Here is a 15,345-nt window from a genome sequence, read left to right as displayed (position 1 = left end):
ACCTCGACTTCGAGTGGCTGCCGTTCCCGGAGTACTACGACGCCCCCGGGCGGGTGCCGATGGGACGCTCGATCCAGCCGGTCGGCATCAAGCGCGACGAGCTGGCCCCGCCGGTCGCCGACCTCGTCCGCCCGCCGGTCGAGCTCGACCGCGTCGGAGCGCCGGGTCGTCGTACGTTGACCGGCGGCCAGGCGCTCATCGCGCGGCTGGCGACGATCGTCCTGCGCGAGGGCGGCACGGTGCTGACCGGGCACGCCATGACCGACCTGGTCGTCGAGGACGACCGGGTGGTCGGTGTGCGGTGCTCGACACCGGGCGGCGACGACTCCCCCGTCGAGCTGCGGGCGCGTCACGGCGTGCTGATCGCCGCCGGCGGCTACGAGGGCAACGCCGCGGAGCGCGAGCGGCACGGCGTACCCGGCCAGGTGGCCTGGAGCATGGCACCTCGGGGGGCCAACCTCGGTGAGCCGATCGCCGCCGCGGTGGCGCTGGGTGCGGCCACCGACTTCCGTGCGCTCGGGTGGTTCTGCCCCGGCCTCGAGCAGCCCGACGGCGGCGGCTCCTTCACCCTCGGGTTCCGCAGCGGCGTGATGGTCGATGCGTCCGGGTCGCGCTACGCCAACGAGTCGCTGCCCTACGACCGCTTCGGCCGCGCGATGGCCGCGGCCGGACCCGACGACCCGGAGCGGGTGCCGTCCTGGTTCGTCTTCGACTCACGAGAGGGCGGCCAGCTGCCGGGCATCGCGATGCCCGAGGGCGACCCGGACGAGCACCTCGCCGCCGGCACCTGGGTGCAGGCCGACACCCTCGCCGACCTCGCCGAGGCGACCGGGCTGCCGACCGAGACGCTCGTCGCCACCGTGGAGCGCTTCAACGGCTTCTGCGCGACCGGGGTCGACGAGGACTTCGGCCGCGGGAACGACGAGTACGACACCTTCTTCACCGGGGGCGACGGGCCCAACAAGGCGCTCACCCCGGTCGACCAGCCGCCGTACCGCGCCGCCCGCTTCGTGCTCTCCGACCTCGGCACCAAGGGTGGCCTGGTGACCGACGAGGCCGGCCGGGTGCTGCGGGACGACGGCTCGCCGATTGCCGGTCTCTACGCCGCCAGCAACTCGACGGCGTCGTTGTTCGGCTCGGTCTATCCCGGACCGGGGGCGCCGCTCGGCTCGGCCATGGTGTTCGCGTCGCTGGCGGTGCGCGACATGCAGCGCGGCTGAGGCGTCGTGGATCGGTGACCGCTCCCCGACAGCGCGTCCACAGCAAACCCACAGACAGGTTCTGCACAGTAGAGCCATGACCGCTACCTCGCCTGCTGCCCTCCTTCGTCCCGACGGCTCGCCCGTGCGGGTCCTCGTCGTCGACGACGAGGTCAACATCGCCGAGCTCATCTCGATGGCGCTGCGCTACGAGGGCTGGACGGTCGAGACCGCCCACACCGGCACCAAGGCGGTCGCGGCGGCGAAGGAGAACCAGCCCGACGCGGTGGTGCTCGACATGATGCTCCCCGACTTCGACGGCCTCGAGGTGCTGCGCCGCATGCGGGGCACCGACCCTGACGTGCCCGTCCTCTTCCTCACCGCGCGCGACGCGATGGAGGACCGCATCGCCGGTCTGACCGCGGGAGGCGACGACTACGTCACCAAGCCGTTCTCCCTCGAGGAGGTCGTGGCCCGGCTGCGCGCCCTCATGCGCCGCTCCGGTGCCCAGCAGGCCGCGGCGTCGTCCGTGCTCACCGTCGGTGACCTGACCCTCGACGAGGACAGCCACGAGGTCGCCCGTGCCGGCGTCGAGATCGGTCTGACCGCCACCGAGTTCGAGCTGCTGCGGTTCTTGATGCGCAACCCCAAGCGGGTGCTGAGCAAGGCTCAGATCCTCGACCGCGTCTGGAACTACGACTTCGGCGGCCAGGCCAACGTCGTCGAGCTCTACATCTCCTACCTCCGCAAGAAGATCGACGCCGGGCACGAGCCGATGATCCACACGATGCGCGGCGCCGGCTACGTGCTCAAGCCGGCGGCCGGCGCCCCGTGATGACCCGCAGACCGACCACGCTGACGTCACGGCTGGTCCTCACCACTGTGCTGCTGGTCGTCTGCGCATCGGTCGTGCTGGCGGGCCTGACGGCCGTCGTCATGCGCACCTACCTGTCCGACCGGCTCGATGACGACGTCGACCGAGCGCTTGCTCGTCAGTCGACGGTAGGTCCTGGCGGACCCCTCGGTGACGGCCAACGACCTCGCGACGGCGGCCCCCGGGCCGACGAGGTCGTCGGGGGGCAGGAGATCGGCACGGTGAGCGCTGCCTTCACCGGCGACGTGCGCTTCGGACGCGTGCTCGCCGAGGCCGACAAGATCGGCGCGGACCTTCAGCCACTCGATGCCGCCGTGCTGGACGCCCTGAACGAGCTGCCCGTCGACGGCGAGCCGCGATCCGTCGACCTGCCCGGTCTCGGCAGCTACCGCGTCGCGGGACGCACCCAGACCGACGGCTCGGTCGTGGTCGCCGGACTCCCGACTGCCGAGGTCGACGACGCGATCACCCTCCTGGTCCTCGCCGAGCTCCTGCTGCTGACCGTCGCGGCCGCGCTGGCCGCCCTCGCCGGGCGCACCGTCGTACGACGTCAGCTGCGGCCGCTGCGCGAGGTCGCCGGGACGGCGCACTCGGTGGCCGGGCTCCCGCTGGACTCCGGCACCATCGGGGTGACCGAGCGCGTCCCGGCGCACCTGACCGACGAGCGCACCGAGGTCGGCCAGGTGGGCTCGGCGCTCAACACCCTGCTCGCCCACGTGGAGGGCTCGCTCGACGCCCGGCACGCCAGCGAGCAGCGCGTGCGGCAGTTCGTGGCCGACGCCTCGCACGAGCTGCGCACCCCGCTGACCACGATCGCGGGCTACACCGAGCTCGCCCGCCGCCGTCCCGACGACGCAGCCGCCTCGGCGATGGCGCTGGCGAAGGTCGAGGAGGAGTCGGCACGGATGACGAGGCTCGTGGAGGACCTGCTGCTGCTCGCCCGCCTCGACTCCGGACGACCGCTGGAGCGCGAGACCGTCGACCTGAGCCGACTGCTGATGGAGGCTGTCTCCGACGCCCGGGTGCTCGCGCCCGAGCACCGCTGGCGCCTCGAGCTGCCCGAGGACGCCGTCGAGATCACCGGCGACGACCACCGCCTGCACCAGGTGGTGACCAACCTGCTGACCAACGCCCGCAAGTACACCCCCGCCGGCACGACGGTCACCGTCACCGCCCGCCCCGACGGTTTCACCGTGCACGACGACGGGCCCGGCTTCGCGCCCGAGATCGCCGCGCACGCCTTCGAGCGCTTCGCTCGCGCCGACGTCGGACGGCACCGTGAGGGCGGGGTCGGCCTCGGCCTGGCCCTGGTGGAGGCGATCGTGGCCTCGCACGGCGGCTCGGTCACGCTCACCAGCGAGCCCGGCGACACCCGGATCGACGTCCACCTCGCGTGAGAGACGACGACCTGCGCCGATTAGTCGCGCCCAGGATTGTCTGACAATGTGGGGGCGGCTCGCTACCGTGGGTCGCAGACCCGAGAGGAGCGTGATCCGCATGACCGTCACCGAGTCCGTGACCAAGTCCACCCACACCCGCAGTGATGTCGAGTTCGGCCGGGCCGAGGCCCGCACCGCGCACAACTACCACCCGCTGCCCGTCGTCGTGGCGCACGCCGAGGGTGCCTGGATGACTGACGTCGACGGGACCCGCTTCCTCGACCTGCTCGCCGGCTACTCAGCGCTCAACTTCGGCCACTCGCACCCGCGCCTGATCGGCGCCGCGCACGCCCAGCTCGACAAGCTGACGTTGACCAGCCGCGCCTTCGTGCACGACCAGTTCGCCGACTTCACCGCCAAGCTCGGCGACCTCTGCGGCAAGGACCTCGTCCTGCCGATGAACACCGGCGCCGAGGCCGTCGAGACCGCGATCAAGGTCGCCCGCAAGTGGGGCTACCAGGTCAAGGGCGTGCCGGCCGACCAGGCCACGATCATCGTCGCGAGCGGCAACTTCCACGGCCGCACCACCACGATCGTCGGCTTCTCCGACGACGAGGAGGCGCGTGCCGACTTCGGTCCCTTCGCCCCCGGCTTCACGACGGTCCCCTACGGCGACCTCGCCGCCCTCGAGGCTGCGATCGACGAGAACACCGTCGCCGTCCTCATCGAGCCCATCCAGGGCGAGGGTGGCGTCGTCATCCCGCCTGAGGGCTACCTCAAGGGCATCCGTGAGGTCTGCACGCGCGAGAACGTGCTCTTCGCCGCCGACGAGATCCAGGCAGGGCTCGGCCGCACCGGCCGCACCTTCGCCTGCGACCACGAGGACGTCGTCCCCGACATCTACGTGCTGGGCAAGGCGCTGGGCGGCGGGGTCGTGCCCGTCTCGGCGATCGTGGCGAACCGCGACGTGCTCGGCGTCCTCCAGCCCGGCCAGCACGGTTCGACCTTCGGCGGCAACGCGCTCGCCTGCGCGGTGGGCAGCGAGGTCGTCGACATGCTCGCGACCGGCGACTTCCAGAAGCGCGCCGACGAGCTCAGCACGCTGCTGCGCGAGCGGCTCGAGGCGATGATCGGCCACGGCGTCGTCGCCGTGCGCGTGCGGGGCCTGTGGGCCGGCGTCGACATCGACCCGTCGGTCGGCACCGGCCGCGAGGTCTGTGAGCGACTGATGGCGCGCGGCGTCCTCGCCAAGGACACCCACGGCTCGACGATCCGCCTGGCTCCCCCGCTGGTGATCTCGCCCGAGGATCTCGCCTGGGGCCTCGACCAGCTCGCCGAGGTCGTCGCCGGCTCCTGAGCCACCTGCATGACCTGCACCATCTGCACCAGTTGAACGACGTGTGATGCCGAGTCGGCGCCTGTTGGCGCCGACTCGGCGCAGTTTTCCACCGACCCTGGTCCCAGAAGCCCCAATAACCCCACTAGCACCAGGCGTCTCAGCGCTCGTCAGCGGCCGTCCGACGTGGGTGCTGACGGGCCGAATTTCGACAACCTTTTACTTCGGCAATCAGGACAAAGCCGCTTTCCTCTGCCTATAGTCCATTGACGGCTCCACGTGAACCCATCACCGCCAGCTGTTTTCCACCGGTTCCCCCCGATCCGGGCTCGATGCGCCATCCCCCTGCACGACCTGTACGACCCGCGTCACCTGCACCATCTGCATCACGCACGACTCCCCCCACTCCCCCCACCTTCGAGGACGTCCTCGTGTCTACCTCCCACACGCTTTTTTCCTCCCCCTCCCGCAGCACTCTCGCCTCGGCCCGCCGCGCTCTGGTCGGCACCGCCGCGGTCTCGCTGCTCGCCACGTCGATGGCGGTGACCTCCGCGCCGGCCTCGGCCGCTGCCGCCGAGGGCTCTTCCACCACGTCGGCCCGTGACGGCTCCTTCTCCAGCGTGAAGGCCCGCCGCTCTGAGCAGGTCGTCGACACGTTCGGCATCGGCATCCACACCGCCTACTGGGACACCCCGTACGGCGACACCGCCCGGGTCGCCTCGACCCTGAAGGACCTCGGCGTCGAGCACGTGCGCGACGACCTGTGGAACAACCTGCCGCGCTCGTACGACGACATGAACTACATCGCCGACGCTGCCGGCGTGAAGTACACCCTCATCCTCGGCAACCCCTCGCGGGGCCAGGCCCCCAAGCAGTACGTCGACACCGTGGCCAACCACCTGCTCGGCTCGGTCGAGATGATCGAGGGCGCCAACGAGTGGGACAACTTCGGCCCCGACAACTGGGTCCCGCAGCTGCGCGACTACCAGGCCGAGCTGCACGCAGCCGCCAAGGCCAACTCCGCCACCAAGAACCTCCCGCTGCTCGCCCCGGCGCTCGCCTTCCGCGAGAACTACTCCAAGCTCGGCACGCAGACCGGCGTCGCCGACCTCGCCAACAGCCACCTCTACCCCGGCGGACGCAACCCCAGCGTCGACATCGCCGACGCCACGCAGATGGGCGAGGCTCGCACCGGAACCACCGAGACCATCGTCACCGAGGCCGGCTACCACAACGCGACCAACACCACGAGCGGCCACAACCCGGTCAACGAGAACGTGTCGGCCACCTACCTGCCGCGCATGCTCGCCGAGCACGCGCTCGCCGGCACCAAGCGCCTCTACACCTACGAGCTGCTCGACGGCGGCACCGACACCAGCCGCCGCGACATCGAGGCCCACTTCGGCCTGCTGCGCACGGACTTCAGCCCCAAGCCGGCCTACACGGCGATGAAGAACATGCTGGCCGTGCTCGACGACACCGAGGAGCGCTTCACCCCCGGCTCGCTCTCCTACAACGTCTCCGGCGGCGGCTCCGAGCTGCGCCAGCTCCTCACCCAGCGCAGCGACGGCACCTACGTGCTGCTGCTGTGGCGTGACGTCTCGGTCTGGTCGAACGGCTCGCGCAGCGAGATCGACGTCGCCACCACGCCGGTCCAGGTCTCGGTGCCCCAGGAGTCGCGGATCGCGATCCACGAGCCCAACAAGTCCCCCAAGCCCACCACCGACGGTGTCGGCACCGCGGTGGAGGTCCCGCTCGGCGGCCAGCTCGTCGCCGTGACCATCTCCGAGTCCGACTCCGGCACCCCGTCCCTCCCCCCCGTCGAGGAGCTGCCCGCCCAGCCCGCCGGTCCCGCCGCGGCCGTCGTCGACAAGGTCAAGGCCAACCCGATCCGTCGCGGCGCCAAGGTCCGTTGGAAGCTCGACAACCGCGGCTCGACGTCCGCCCGCGCCGCGGCCGGCAAGTCGACCATCAAGGTCTTCCGCGGCAAGCGCATCGTGCGGACTTACCACAAGGCGGGCAAGGTGCGGTCGCTCCGCGTCAAGAACCTCTCGCCCAAGCACCGCTACCGCTTCGCGGTCGTCGTCACCTCGAAGTCCGGTGCGAAGTCCAAGCCGACCGTGAGCAAGCCGGTGAAGCCGCGCAGCAACCGCAACAAGAAGCGGTCACACCGCTGAGCCGGTAGCCCGCAGCCCGTCGTACGACGAGCCCAGTCGAACTCAGTCGAGGGCCGCGACCAGCGCCGGGAACGACACAGCCATCACGGAGAGGAGCTCGGTGCGGGAGACCGCACCGGGCTCCTTCATCCATTCCAGGACCAGCTGCTCGCACATCGCCGCCCACCCGCGTGCGAGGAGACGGTTGAGCGGGGTGTCGTCGACGATCTCGCCCTGGGCGTCCTCGCGAAAGATCCGGTCGGTCAGCGTCGCCCGGGCCTCCTCGTAGATCGCCCGCATCGTCTCGTTGCCGCTCATGGCGCCCTTCACGAGCGAGAGATAGCCCTCGTAGTTGTTCTCGACGTAGGTCAGGTAGGCGGTCACGCTGACCGAGAGCCGCTCCAGCGGGTCGCCGTCGACCGGCGGAGCCGTCTGCGCGATCAGGTCGTCGGCGGCGTAGCGGACGACGGCCTCGTGGAAGTCCTGCTTGTTGCCGAAGTAGTGATAGAGCAGGCCGCGAGAGACGCCCGCCTCCTCGGCGAACACGTCGATCGAGAGCTCGTCGAGCGAGCGGGTGGCGAGCATCCGCACACCGAGCTGCAGCAGCTGCGCCCGCCGCTCCTCGGGGCTGAGGCGGCTGCGCGCTCCGGGCTTCGCTGTGCTGGTCGTCACGAGCGCCATTCTATTGACATACATTCAATAAGAGCAATACCGTCACCCCATGACTTCGATCCTCGTCGACCACCTCGTGATCGGGGCCGGCTTCTCCGGCCTCTGTGCGGCAATCAAGCTCCAGGAGACCGGCGAGCGCGACTTCGTCGTGATCGAGAGGGGCAGTGACGTCGGCGGCACCTGGCGCGACAACACCTACCCCGGCGCCGCGTGCGACGTGCCGAGCCAGCTCTACTCCTTCTCCTTCGCGCCCAACCCCGACTGGCCCAAGTCGTTCTCGGAGCAGCCCGAGATCCAGGCCTACATCAAGCGGGTCGCCGACGAGTCCGGCACGCTCGACCGCTTCGTCTTCGACACCTCGGTCGAGGAGGCACGCTGGGACGGCGACGCACAGCGCTGGACCGTGCGCACCTCCGGTGCCACCTACTCCGCCCGCACCGTGATCAGCGGCGCCGGAGCCCTGTCCTCCCCCAAGCTGCCTGACATCGCCGGCATCGACTCCTTCGAGGGCACGCTCTTCCACTCCGCCGAGTGGGACCACGAGACCGACCTGACCGGCAAGCGCGTCGCCATCATCGGCACCGGCGCCTCCTCGATCCAGATCGTGCCGGCCATCCAGAAGAAGGTCGCCCACCTCGACGTCTACCAGCGCACGGCGCCTTATGTGATCCCGCGCAACGACCGGTCCTACAGCAAGCTCGAGCGCCTGGCTCTCGCCAAGGTGCCCGGTCTGCAGAAGGCCTACCGGACCGCGATCTACTGGGCCCGCGAGGGTTACGTCCCCGGCTTCACCCTGGCCCCCAAGCTGGCGCTGCCGGCCCAGAAGATGGCGCTGGCCAACATCGCCAAGGGCATCAAGGACCCCGCCCTGCGGGCCGCGGTGACGCCCACCTACCAGATCGGCTGCAAGCGCATCCTGATCTCGAACACCTACTACCCCGCGCTGGCGGCCGACAACTGCGAGGTGGTCACCGACGCGATCGCCGAGGTCACCCCGACCGGGATCGTGACCGCCGACGGCACGGCCCGCGACGTCGACGTGCTCATCATCGCCACCGGCTTCCACACCACCGAGCTCCCCATTGCCGAGAAGATCATCGGTAAGGACGGCACTCCCCTCGCCCAGCGCTGGGAGGAGACCGGCATGTCGGCCTACAAGGGTGCGTCGGTCGCCGGCTTCCCGAACTTCTTCTTCGTCGTCGGGCCCAACACCGGCCTGGGCCACTCGAGCATGGTCTTCATGATCGAGTCGCAGATGAGCTACATCATCGACGCCGTCCGCACGATGCGCCGCGAGGACCTGGGCGCGGTCGAGGTCACCGAGACAGCCGAGCGCACGTGGTCGGCCGACATCCAGCGTCGGATGAAGCGCACCGTCTGGAGCAACGGCGGGTGCGCGAGCTGGTACCTCGACAAGCACGGCAACAACACCACCCTGTGGCCGCGCACCACCTTCGCCTTCCGAGGCAAGACCGCTTCGTTCGACCCCGACGCCTACACCGTGTCGGCACCCAACCAGCTCGACCGAGAGGCAGCACACTCATGAAGTCCCTGAAGGACAAGGTCGTCGTCATCACCGGAGCCGGCTCCGGCATCGGCCGCGCGCTCGCGCTCAACTGCGCCGAGCGCGGCTCGCTCCTCGCGCTCTCCGACGTCGACGAGGCCGGCCTGGCCGAGACCGTCGAGCTCGTCACCAAGGCCGGCGTGCGCAAGGTGCGCAGCGACCGCCTCGACGTCGCCGACCGCGATGCGTTCGCGCGCTACGCCCTCAACGTCGTGCAGGACTTCGGTCGGGCCAACGTCGTCATCAACAACGCCGGCGTTGCGCTGTCCGGTGACCTGACCGACCTCGAGTACTCCGACATGGACTGGATCATCGGCATCAACTTCTGGGGCGTCGTCCACGGCACCAAGGAGTTCCTGCCCCACCTGATCGCCAGCGGCGACGGTCACGTCGTCAACATCTCCTCGCTCTTCGGCCTGGTCTCGATGCCCGGGCAGTCGATGTACAACGCCACGAAGTACGCCGTGCGCGGCATGACCGAGGCCCTGCGCGAGGAGATGCTCATCGCCGGCGCCCCCGTCGGGGTCACCTCGGTGCACCCCGGTGGCATCAAGACCGCGATCGCCCGCAACGCGCGTGTCTCGGCCAAGGAGGACCAGGCGGCCACCGCCAACCTCTTCGACAAGAAGCTGGCTCGGATGACGCCCGAGAAGGCGGCCGAGATCATCGTCAAGGGGATCGTGAAGAACCAGGCCCGTGTGCTCGTCGGCATCGACGCCCACATCGTCCACCAGTTCGCCAAGCTCACCGGCTCGCGCTACCAGGACGTCGTCGCCAAGAACTCCAAGCGCTTCCTGCCTGACAAGACCCGCGTGGTCTGACGTACTGAAGCCCCACCCTTCATCTTTCGCCGAGTCGGCGCGTTGTCGCGCCGACTCGGCGCAGCTCTCGGAGGTGTTGGATGGTCGTCATGCGACTCGGAGACCCGATGCGGGTGGTGAAGACCAAGTGGGGCGGGCGACCACACTGGGAGTACGACGCGATCTGGCTGGGCCGTGACGACCACGGCACCTGGTACGGCGTGCCGACCGGGACCGTGATGCAGCGCCCGGGCCTGTCGCTCACCACGTCGGTCGACCAGGCAGGCCTCGTCCCCTCGCCCGAGTACGCCGGTGGCGGCTGGCTCGCGACGTTCCACGCACCTGGCTACGAGGTGTCGACCTACGTCGACATCGCCACGGTGCCGGTCTGGGACGACTCGACGGTGCGCGCGGTCGATCTCGACCTCGACGTCGTCCGGCCTGCCGACGGCGAGGTGTTCGTCGACGACGAGGACGAGTTCACCGAGCACCGGGTGGCGTTCGGCTACCCGCCCGAGGTGGTGTCGTTGGCCGAGCGATCCTGCGCCTGGGTGCTCGAGGCGGTGCTGGCTGGAGAAGCGCCCTTCGGCAGCTCGATCTCAGAGGTCTGGTTGGACGTGTTGCGGCGCCGCTGACGGCGCGGCAGGTGCAGCGGTCCGACCAGGCGCGGACCGGCCAGGCGCGACTCGACGCGGCGGCTGCTGCGGGCCAGCGGTTGCGCGAGGTACTCCCCCAGGATGACGCCGGCGGCCAGCGCCAGCGCCACGGACGCAGCGGTGATCAGGGCGACCAGGCCCTCGGCGGTGTCGCGGCGGCTGCCCTCGGACAGCAGCGCGAGACCGCGGTAGATCGAGACACCGGGCAGCATCGGCACCACGGCCGAGACCACGACGATCAGGGGCGGGACCCGCAGCCGCGCGGCGACGGCGTACCCGACGAGACCGACGAAGAGCGCGGCCAGGGCCACCGACCAGCTTCGACCGAGCTCGGCCGACTCCAGCGAACGGAAGATGACGATCGCGATGCCGGAGGTCAGCGCCACCGGGATCAGCATCCGCTTCGGCGAGTACGACGCGAACGCGAACGCCGCGGCCGCCACAGCGGCGCCCGTCGCCATCAGGCCCACGCTCTGCAGGCTCACCTGACCGGGCTCGACGTCGGGCAGCTCGATGCCCACCGCGAACGCCAGGCTGAGCCCGCCGCTGACGCCGGCGATGATCCCGGCGGTCGAGAGGAGCGCCTCGGTGAGTCGTGCACCCGCGGTGATGTAGAAGCCCGTGAGCGCGTCCTGCAGGGCTCCCATGAAGCCGATCCCTGCGAGCAGCATGACGATGTTGGCGGTCACGACGAGCGAGACGTCGATGTCGATCGCGAGCGCGGCGGCACCGACGGCGACCAGCGTCGCCACCCCGCCACCGGCGACCTGCTCGTAGAACGTCGGGATCCGGCGTCGGGCGATGCGCAGCTGCAGTCGGTCGATCAGCGCGGCGGAGAGGGCTGCGAGGAGGGCGACCATCCAGTCGCCACCGAGCATGACGCCGATGCCCCCCGACATCACGCCCCAGCCGGCGGTGACGGCCCAGCGCGGCCGGTCGTGACCGGTGGAGACGATGCGGCGCAGCTCGGCGCGACCCTCGGCCAGGCCGAGCTCACCTCGTCCGACGTCGCGCACGAGGTGGTCGACGCGGGTGAGGTCCTGGTAGTCGATGACGCGACGGCGCACCTGCCGCGTGGCGAAGAGCGGGACCTCGTCGGGGCTGGTCTGGTAGCTCATCGTGAGCGAGGTGAACGTGATGTCGACCTCCGCGTCACCCGCCTCGAACGTGCGTGCCAGCGAGAGCATCGTGGCGGTGACGTCGGCGGCCCCGGCACCCGACGACAGCAGCAGCTCGCCGACCCTGAGACAGAAGTCCAGGATCTGCGTCAGCTCGCTGGTCGGGGGGTGCACGTGGGGGGCCATTCCTCGATGGTCGCGCACTTGAGGGTGCGACCCCAACCCTCGGCGTGCGATTCGCATCACCCCGGCGGCGCGGCGGATGTGGAACGCTGCTGGGCGTGCGCATCGACTTCCACGCCTCGCCGGAGCCGACCCTCGGCGTCGAGTGGGAGCTGGCCCTGGTCGATCGCCGTACCCGCGACCTCCGCAACGAGGTCGAGCACCTCTACGCCCGCGCCAAGCCGCGCCTTCCGCACCCACAGCGCCTGCACCAGGAGCTGCTCCGCAACACCGTGGAGGTCGTCACCGGGGTCTGTCGCGACGTCCCGGAGGCGATGGCCGACCTGCGGGCGACCCTCGCCGGAGTCCTGCCCGCCTGCGACGAGCTGGACCTCGACCTCTTCGGTGGCGGCACCCACCCCTTCGCGGCCTGGAGCGGGCAGCAGCTCAGCGACGGCCCGCGCTACGAGGAGCTGATCAACCGCACCCAGTGGTGGGGGCGGCAGATGCTCATCTGGGGGGTGCACGTGCACGTCGGGCTCCCCGAGCGCGATCGCGTGCTGCCGGTGCTCGCCGGCCTGCTGACCTACTTCCCCCACCTCCAGGCGCTCTCGGCGTCGTCTCCGATCTGGGCCGGGCTCGACACCGGCTACGCCTCCAACCGAGCCCTGATGTTCCAGCAGCTGCCGACCGCAGGTCTGCCCTTCGCCTTCGACCGGTGGGCCGAGTTCGAGCGCTTCGCTGCCGACCAGCTCACGACCGGCGTCATCGACGACCTGTCCGAGATCCGCTGGGACGTGCGACCCGTGCCCGCCCTCGGCACCCTGGAGAACCGGATCTACGACGGCGTCTCGACCGTGGCCGACCTGAGTGCCCTGGTCGCCCTGACCCACTGCCTGGTCGTGGACCTCGACGCCCGCGTAGCGGCTGGCGAGCCGGTGGAGGTCCTGCCGCCGTGGCACACCCAGGAGAACAAGTGGCGCGCCGCCCGCTACGGGCTCGACGCCATCGTGATCGTCGACACCCAATGCACCGAGCGCCTCGTCACCGACGACCTCGCCGACCTGATCGTCCGCCTCGAACCCACCGCCGCCCGCCTCGGCTGCTCGGCCGAGCTGGCCTCGCTCACCGACCTGGTCTCACGCGGCGCGTCCTACCAACGCCAGCGCGCTGTCGCGGCGACCACCGGCGGTGACCTCGTCGCCGTCGTCGACTCGGTCGTGCGCGAGCTGCGCGAGTCGCTGGGTTAAAGCCGGGCTCGGTCTGGGCTAGGGGTACCCGCCCTCGGGCGCCACCATCTCGAGCCGTACGCCGAGCAGGCGCACCGGCCGGTCGCGCTCGATCCGTGACAGCAGGTCGACGGCCGTGTCGGCGAGCACGTGCGGGTCGCTGGTCGGTGCCGGGAGCGTGCGACTGCGGGTGACCGTCCGGAAGGTGCTGCTGCGCAGCTTGAGGATGACCTTGGCAGCGGCCCGACCCTCGGTCTCGAGGTCGGCCACGGCGCGGGCGGTGATCGTGCGCACCGCCGCCTCGATCTCGGCGTCGTCGTCGAGGTCGACCTGAAAGGTCTCCTCACGGCCGTGCGCCCGGGCCACCCACGGAGTGGGGTCGACGCGGGTCGCCCCCCTGCCGCGGGCCAGGCGACCGAGCCACTGACCGGTCGAGGGTCCGAACGCCGTCACCAGCACGGTCTCGTCGGCCTCGGCGAGCTGAGCAACGGTGACCAGACCTAGCTCGGTCAACCGCTTCTCCGTCTTGGGCCCGACGCCCCACAGGGCTCGGGTGGGCCGATCGCCCATCTCGGCGGCCCACGTCTCGTCGGTGATCCGGTAGGTGCCCCGTGGCTTGCCGAAGTCGGTCGCGATCTTCGCCTGCACGGTGTTGCTGCCGATCCCGACCGAGCAGTGCAGGCCGGTAGCGGCGAGCACCTCGGTGCGCACGTGAGCGGCGAACCCCTGCGGGTCCGTGACGGTCGCCCCGGCGCGTGGCCCCACGAACGCCTCGTCCCAGCCCAGCACCTGCACGTCCACCGGCTCGCCGTCCCAGGTCAGCGAGCGCAGCGTCGCCATCACCTCGGCCGAGGCGGCCTCGTAGACGGGCTTGTCAACGGGGAGGAAAACCGCCTCGGGGCACCTTCGTACGGCGATCCGGAGTGGCATGCCGGACCTCACGCCGTACGCCCGCGCCGCGTACGACGCCGTCGAGACGACGCCGCGCTCGGTCGGGTCGCCCCGTCCCCCGACCACGACGGGCAGCCCCGCGAGCTCGGGGCGGCGCAACACCTCCACCGCGGCGAGGAACTCGTCGAGGTCGACGTGTAGGACCCAAGTCGCCACGCCGCCATCGTGGCACGACCTACTGTGACCCTCATGCCCCTGATCGCTGACCTGCGCACGGCGGACGAGGTGTCCGACTCCGCCACCGACCTGCTCGACTCCCTGCTGCGAGCAGTCCCGCGCGTGGGCGTGGCCCTCGTCGTGCTGCTGCTCGCCTGGCTGCTCGCCCGAGGAGTGCGCTGGGTGCTGCGGCGCTGGCTCGCCCGCAAGCAGACGCCGAGCTTCACGACGGTGATGAGCAAGATCGCCGGGTGGCTCGTGTCGACGGTCGGCGTCCTCGCCGCCGTGACGATCGTGTTCCCGTCGGTGAAACCGGTCGACCTGCTCGCCGGGCTCGGCTTCTTCTCCCTCGCGGTCGGCTTCGCCTTCCAGGACATCCTCGAGAACACCCTGTCCGGCGTGTTGATGCTCTTCCGCCAGCCCTTCGCCGCCGGCGACCAGATCGAGGTGCAGGGGCAGACCGGCACCGTGCAGGCCATCACCATCCGCGAGACCCGGCTGAAGACCTTCGACGGCCAGCTGATCCTGATCCCCAACCGCGACGTCTACAAGAGCGCCATCCGGGTGCAGACCCACTTCGAGCAGCGGCGGGTGTCGTTCGTCGTCGGCATCGCCTACGAGAACGACCCCGCCGAGGCCGCGGACGTGATCGTCGCCGCGCTCCGCGAGGCCGATGGCGTCGCCACGGACCCGGCCCCCGAGGCACTGGTCGCCGACCTCGGTGTCTCGACCATCAACCTGTCCGCGCGGTTCTGGTGCGACGCCCGCCAGCACGAGTCGCTGCTGGTCACCCACCACGCCATCGACCACGTCAAGAAGGCGCTCGACGAGGCCGGCATCGAGATGCCCGCCGACATCGTCGCCCTCCAGGCCACCCCCAGCTTCCGAGCGGCCGTGCAGGGTGATGCCGACGTGACGCCCGGTGGTTCGGTGAAGAGCTGACGCTCAACCTCCGCTGTGCTCCTGGGTGAACATGATCGAGCGCTGGAGGTCGCCGAGGTCGCGGTACCAGGTGCGCACGCTCACTCGGCAGCGCACGCGAGCGATCCGGGTGTCGTACTCCGCGCACTCGGCGCGCGCCTCTGAGTCAGTG

The 15,345-nt window shown here is 70.5% G+C and carries 12 protein-coding genes and 1 pseudogene; 10 read left to right on the top strand and 3 right to left on the bottom strand.

The window, feature by feature from the left end:
- The 5 genes from VOI19_RS02400 to VOI19_RS02380 all read left to right on the top strand — a co-directional run.
- The coding region (locus VOI19_RS02400) for an FAD-binding protein (RefSeq protein ID WP_323791356.1) at positions 1–1,220 on the top strand (1,220 nt) is incomplete at its 5' end.
- A 76-nt stretch (positions 1,221–1,296) separates the two neighbouring features.
- Positions 1,297–2,034, top strand: coding sequence for a response regulator transcription factor (locus VOI19_RS02395; RefSeq protein WP_323791355.1), 738 nt, complete (start codon positions 1,297–1,299; stop codon positions 2,032–2,034).
- Positions 2,034–3,470, top strand: a complete 1,437-nt coding sequence (locus tag VOI19_RS02390) for a sensor histidine kinase (protein WP_323791354.1) — start codon at positions 2,034–2,036, stop codon at positions 3,468–3,470. The genes VOI19_RS02395 and VOI19_RS02390 overlap by 1 nt, the downstream gene beginning before the upstream one ends.
- Before the next feature lie 100 nt (positions 3,471–3,570).
- Positions 3,571–4,809 (top strand): ornithine--oxo-acid transaminase, encoded by a 1,239-nt coding sequence (gene rocD, locus VOI19_RS02385; protein WP_323791353.1) that lies wholly within the window; start codon positions 3,571–3,573, stop codon positions 4,807–4,809.
- 410 nt (positions 4,810–5,219) lie between these two features.
- Entirely contained in the window at positions 5,220–6,965 is a 1,746-nt protein-coding gene (locus VOI19_RS02380; protein ID WP_323791352.1) for a hypothetical protein, read from the top strand.
- Positions 6,966–7,007: 42 nt separating this feature from the next.
- On the opposite strand, the gene VOI19_RS02375 is transcribed toward VOI19_RS02380, so the two are convergent.
- Entirely contained in the window at positions 7,008–7,625 is a 618-nt protein-coding gene (locus VOI19_RS02375) for a TetR/AcrR family transcriptional regulator (protein ID WP_323791357.1), read from the bottom strand.
- 40 nt (positions 7,626–7,665) lie between these two features.
- On the opposite strand from VOI19_RS02375, the gene VOI19_RS02370 reads away from it, so the two are divergent.
- The 3 genes and pseudogenes from VOI19_RS02370 to VOI19_RS02360 form a co-directional block, all read left to right on the top strand.
- The gene (locus VOI19_RS02370; protein WP_323791351.1) at positions 7,666–9,162 is read left to right on the top strand and encodes an NAD(P)/FAD-dependent oxidoreductase; all 1,497 of its coding nucleotides are present in this window, start codon (positions 7,666–7,668) and stop codon (positions 9,160–9,162) included.
- A complete protein-coding gene (locus VOI19_RS02365; RefSeq protein ID WP_323791350.1) occupies positions 9,159–10,001 on the top strand; it encodes an SDR family NAD(P)-dependent oxidoreductase in 843 nt (280 codons plus the stop codon). The genes VOI19_RS02370 and VOI19_RS02365 overlap by 4 nt, the downstream gene beginning before the upstream one ends.
- Positions 10,002–10,081: 80 nt before the next feature.
- Positions 10,082–10,450: pseudogene (locus VOI19_RS02360) on the top strand (DUF402 domain-containing protein); the annotation flags it as partial.
- Between the two features lie 35 nt (positions 10,451–10,485).
- Here the strand turns inward: VOI19_RS02360 and VOI19_RS02355 are convergent.
- Positions 10,486–11,940 carry a threonine/serine ThrE exporter family protein gene (locus VOI19_RS02355; protein ID WP_323791349.1) on the bottom strand — a complete coding sequence of 485 codons (1,455 nt, stop codon included), beginning with the start codon at positions 11,938–11,940 and terminating at the stop codon, positions 10,486–10,488.
- A 95-nt stretch (positions 11,941–12,035) separates the two neighbouring features.
- Between VOI19_RS02355 and VOI19_RS02350 the strand changes: the two genes are divergently transcribed.
- Positions 12,036–13,166, top strand: coding sequence for a glutamate--cysteine ligase (locus tag VOI19_RS02350; RefSeq protein WP_323791348.1), 1,131 nt, complete (start codon positions 12,036–12,038; stop codon positions 13,164–13,166).
- Positions 13,167–13,184: 18 nt separating this feature from the next.
- On the opposite strand, the gene VOI19_RS02345 is transcribed toward VOI19_RS02350, so the two are convergent.
- Positions 13,185–14,252, bottom strand: a complete 1,068-nt coding sequence (locus tag VOI19_RS02345; RefSeq protein WP_323791347.1) for a DNA polymerase IV — start codon at positions 14,250–14,252, stop codon at positions 13,185–13,187.
- 33 nt (positions 14,253–14,285) lie between these two features.
- Here VOI19_RS02345 and VOI19_RS02340 point away from each other — a divergent pair, with 33 nt between their 5' ends.
- On the top strand, positions 14,286–15,194 hold the full coding sequence (locus VOI19_RS02340) for a mechanosensitive ion channel family protein (RefSeq protein WP_323791346.1): 909 nt from the start codon (positions 14,286–14,288) through the stop codon (positions 15,192–15,194).
- Positions 15,195–15,345: the final 151 nt, after the last annotated feature.

It is taken from the genome of Nocardioides sp. (assembly GCF_034670285.1).
Taxonomy (GTDB): Bacteria; Actinomycetota; Actinomycetes; order Propionibacteriales; family Nocardioidaceae; genus Nocardioides.
Note: the sequence above shows the minus strand (reverse complement) of the source record. Positions and strands in the feature narration are given on the sequence as shown.